Source organism: Oceanicella sp. (assembly GCF_056449545.1).
The window spans coordinates 1-4,362 of record NZ_JBWOMN010000146.1 but is presented as its reverse complement, the minus strand read 5'-3'; the positions used below and the strand labels follow the sequence as shown (position 1 = coordinate 4,362).

The following is a 4,362-nucleotide window of genomic DNA, read 5'->3' as shown; positions in this document are numbered from 1 at the left end:
ACCCCCCCCCCCCCCCCCCACCCCCCCCGCCCACCCCGGGGGGCGGGGCCCCCGCGCCCCCCCCCGTCCCCCGCAGTGTCATCGGTGCTCATGCCCGGCGCTACAGCTTGGAGATCAGCGCCAGCAGCGCCTTGCCGTCCTCGCCCGAAGCGTCGCCGAAGGCCTTGTCGAAGGCCGGAGCCATGACCGCTTTCAGCGCCGCGTTCTCCGCGTCGGTGGTGATGTGCACCGTCATCCCGGCCTCGGCCAGCTGGCCCGGGGCCTTGGCGGCGGAGGCCTCCGAGGCCTCGATCGCCCAGACGGCGGCCTTGGCGCCGGCCTCGTCGATGGCCTTTTGCGAGGCGGCGGGCAGGCCGTCATACCAGGCCGGGTTCACGTAGCCGTGGAAATAGATGCTGAACAGCGGCAGCACGGTCACGTGGTCCTGCACCTCGAAATACTTGCGCGACACCGCCGCCGACACATCGGTCAGGCCGGCGTCGATCACGCCCGTGGACAGCGCCTGATAGACCTTGCTGCCGGACATGGCCGAGGGCGCGGCGCCCATGGCGACGAAACCCGCATCGGGCACCGGGCCGAGCCCGCGGATCTTCACGCCCTCGAAATCGGCGGGGGCGATCAGCGGCTTGCCGTTGGAGGTGATCGCGGTGCTGCGGGTGGTGAACATCCAGGTGACGTTGCGCACGCCCTTGGTCAGCAGCTTGGCCTCGAGGAACTTCGCCGCCTCCGACCCGTCCCACTTGTTCAGCGCGTCAAGGCTGGACACCGCGAACGGGCCAAGCGTCACGTTCATCAGCGGCAGGGTCTTGCCCCATTGCGGGTTGATCGAGAAGGCGCATTCGATGTCGCCCTTGGCCACGGAGGTCGCGTTCTGCTTGGCCCCGGTCAGGCTGTTGGCGCCGAAGATCTGCACGTCGATCTCGCCGTTGGACAGGGTCTCGATCTCCGCCGCCCAGCGGTCGATCACCTTGGCGATGTGATGCGCGGGCGGCAGCTGGTGGCTGCAGCGCATGACCTCGGCGGCGTTCGCGGCCGCGGTCAGCCCCATGATCGGCCCCGCAATCGCCCCTGCGGCCAGCGTCAGCCCGGCCAGAAATCCTGCAAGTGGTTTCATTTTTTCTTCTCCCTGTGTTGTGGTCTTCAGTTTCGTCTGCCGGTCACGCGGCGCGCGCGCCGATCCCCGGCGGACCGGCCTTGGCCAGCGCGCCGTGCAGCGCCTCGCCCGGCATTTCGCGGGCCAGCACCTCGCGCACCCGGATCAGCTTTTCCAGATCGACGCCGGTGTCAAATCCGCCGGTCCGGCAAAGAAACGCCAGATCCTCCATCACGATGTTGCCGGTGGCCCTGGGCGCCGCCGGGCAGCCGCCCAGCCCGCCCAGCGAGGCGTCGAGCACCCGCACGCCCGCGTCCAGCGCCGCCGCGGCGTTGGCGACGCCCATGCCGCGCGTGTCGTGAAGATGCACGCCGAAGGGGCGATCCCCGGCCAGCCGGCGCATTCCGTCGGCCAGCCGCGCCACCTGTCGAGGCCCGGCGAACCCCACGGTGTCGGCGATCGACACCATGTCGGCGCCCATGTCGAAACACCGCCCGGCCAGCGCCAGAACCGTCCCGGGATCCACCGCGCCGGCGATCGAGCAGCCGAACGCCATGGCCACGCCGACGCCGATCAGCGGCGGGGCGTCCATCTGGTCGCGCAGCGCGCAGATCTCGGCGATCTCGGCCAGCGTCGCGTCGCATGACCGGTTGAGATTGGCCAGGTTATGCGCCTCGCTGGCCGAAACCACGCAGTGGATCTCGGCCACGCCGCTGGCGAACCCGGTCATGGCGCCGCGCTTGTTGGGCGCGAGGCCGGCGCCATGGGCGCCCTCAAGCGCCGCCACCCGGGCGATCAGCGCGTCGATGTCGGCGAAGGCCGGGTAGCGGTCCTTCGGCAGAAAGGCCCCGAGTTCGAAATGCCGGATCCCGGCGGCGAATTCCCGCTCGATCCAGTCCAGCTTGCCTCGGGTCGAAGGCCAGGCCTTCACCATCTGCAACCCGTCGCGCAGGCCGACCTCGCGCAGGGTCACCCGGCCCGGCGGGTAGATGTCGTTGATCTCAGCCATCGGCGGTCTCCGCGTTCAGCCCCAGTTCCGCCAGCACCGCGTCGGTGTCGGCGCCAAGCCGGGGCACGGTCAGGCCTTGGCCAAGCCCGCGCCCGTCCAGCTCCAGCGGCAGCGCCGGGGTGCGGAACCGCCTGCCGTCGGTGTTCACCGCGCTGACCAGCCCGCCCTCGCGCAGCACATGGGGGTCGTCAAACATGTCTTCGGGGCGGTTGATCCGGGCGAAGGGGATGTTCAGCCGGTCCAGCGTCGCCATCAGATCCGCCAGATCCCGCGTCGCCACCATCTTCGCGACGACCGGCACCGTCCAGCCGCGCGCGTCGATGCGGTCGGTGGCGTTCTGCAAGCGCGGATCGGCGAGGAATTCCGGCAGGTCGTAGGTTTCGCAGAACGCCCGCCAATGGCCGTCCGTCACCACGCCGATGAAAATCTGTTCGCCGTCGCGGGTGCGGAACCGGTCATAGATCGGCCAGGCGTGCACCCGGTCGGGCATGGGCACCGAGGGCGCGCCGGTCAATTCGTGCTGCACCATGTGCTGGGCGACCATGAACAGGCAGTTTTCGAACAGGCCGATGCGGATCTCCTTGCCATTGCCGGTCTTGCGGCGCTCCAGCAGCGCCGCGAGGATGCCGATCACCCCGAACATGCCGCCCATGATGTCGTTGGCCGAGGACCCGACCCGCAGCGGATTTTCCAGCGACCCGGTCATCATCGCCAGGCCGCTCATCATCTGCACCACTTCGTCGAGCGCCGGGCGGTGTTCGTAGGGGCCCGACAGGAACCCCTTGTGCCCGGCGACGATCAGCTTGGGGTGACGCCGGCGCAGGGTCGCCGCGTCGACGCCCTGGCGTTCAAGCTGGCCGTCGCGGAAGTTTTCGATGAACACGTCGGCGGTGGCGATCAGCGCGTCGAAGGCCGCGCGCCCGGCCCCGGTCGCCAGATCCAGCGTCACGCTGCGCTTGCCGCGGTTGAACAGCGGAAAGAACGCCGTGCCCATGCCGGCAAGGTCGCGGGTCTTGTCGCCCCCGGGCGGTTCGACCTTGATCACCTCGGCGCCGAGCTGCGCCAGAATCATGCCGCAGGACGGCCCCATGATCATGTGGCTCATCTCGACGACGCGGATGTCTTTCAGGGGCAATGGGTCGGTCATCGGGCCTGCGCGCTTGGCGTTGATCGGTCGGCGACGATGGTGACCGCGATTTCGGGTTCTGAAAAGCATAATGTCTGGAAGATTGCGTTCTGGATATTAGAATGGTCTCCCATGGATGTCCGTCAGCTCGCCTATTTCATCGCCGTGTTCGAACACGCCAACCTGTCCCACGCCGCCAGCCATCTGGCGGTGGCGCAATCGGCGCTCAGCCATCACATCGGCAATCTGGAGGCCGAGATCGGCGCGCCGCTGTTCCTGCGCAAGCCCCGGGGCATGGAGCCCACCGCCGCCGGGCATCGGCTGGCGGCCCATGCGCGCCGCATCCTGAAGGCGATCCGCAACGCCGAGCGCGACATGCTGCGCGATTCCGAAACCGTGGCCGGGGAATTCTCGGTCGGCCTGCCCTATTCGGTGATGAAAGGCATCGGCCTGCCGCTGATGAAGGCCATTCTCGACGAATTCCCCAAGGTGCGCCTGTCGATCGTCGAGGCGCTGTCGGGCGCCACCCATGCCGGGCTTCTGTCCTCGGACGTGGATCTGGCGCTGTTCTACAACCCCCACCGGGATCAGCGGATCACCATGGCCCCGGTGCTGGAGGAAGAGGTGCTCTGCGTCGGGCGGCGCGAGGTGATCTCGGGCGCGACGGCGCCGATCGCGTTCGACGACCTCGCCAGGCTGCCGGTGCTGCTGCTGCGCCAGGGGGCCTCGTCGCGCGCGCTGATCGATCGGCCCGGCCTGCTGACCCGGCTGGCGGCGAATTCGCCGCTGAAGCTGAATTCGATCTCCGGCATCACCAACGGCGTGCTGGCGGGGCTCGGCTGCACGCTGGCGCCGAAGATCTTCGTGCGCGAACACCTGGCCTCGGGCGCCCTGCACGCGCGCCCGGTCATCCGCCCCGACCTGTCGCGGCTGCTGTATCTGGGGCATCGGCGGGACTACGCCTCGAACCGGCTGTTCGAAGCGATCCGCGGGCTGATCCTCGGCCTGATCGCGCGCGAGGTCGCCAGCGGCGCCTGGGAGGCGACGCTGCGCTGAGCGGACGCCCCGCCCCGGCCGCCCCGGCCGCCCCGGGCGCAGGACCGCCGCCGCGCAGGCGGTGCGCGAAAGCCCGGG

General features: G+C 69.6%; 4 protein-coding genes. 1 reads left to right on the top strand and 3 read right to left on the bottom strand.

The window, feature by feature from the left end; genetic code table 11:
• Positions 1–100: 100 nt before the first annotated feature.
• Genes dctP through AC1HC7_RS18610 form a run of 3 tightly spaced genes read right to left on the bottom strand, consistent with a single transcriptional unit; the run spans position 101 to position 3,249 of the window.
• Positions 101–1,114, bottom strand: a complete 1,014-nt coding sequence (gene dctP / locus AC1HC7_RS18620; protein ID WP_479496150.1) for a TRAP transporter substrate-binding protein DctP — start codon at positions 1,112–1,114, stop codon at positions 101–103.
• Positions 1,115–1,157: 43 nt separating this feature from the next.
• Positions 1,158–2,102 (bottom strand): beta/alpha barrel domain-containing protein, encoded by a 945-nt coding sequence (locus AC1HC7_RS18615; protein ID WP_479496151.1) that lies wholly within the window; start codon positions 2,100–2,102, stop codon positions 1,158–1,160.
• A complete protein-coding gene (locus tag AC1HC7_RS18610; protein ID WP_479496152.1) occupies positions 2,095–3,249 on the bottom strand; it encodes a CaiB/BaiF CoA transferase family protein in 1,155 nt (384 codons plus the stop codon). The genes AC1HC7_RS18615 and AC1HC7_RS18610 overlap by 8 nt, the downstream gene beginning before the upstream one ends.
• A 111-nt stretch (positions 3,250–3,360) precedes the next feature.
• Here AC1HC7_RS18610 and AC1HC7_RS18605 point away from each other — a divergent pair, with 111 nt between their 5' ends.
• On the top strand, positions 3,361–4,284 hold the full coding sequence (locus AC1HC7_RS18605; RefSeq protein WP_479496153.1) for a LysR family transcriptional regulator: 924 nt from the start codon (positions 3,361–3,363) through the stop codon (positions 4,282–4,284).
• Positions 4,285–4,362 lie beyond the last annotated feature (78 nt).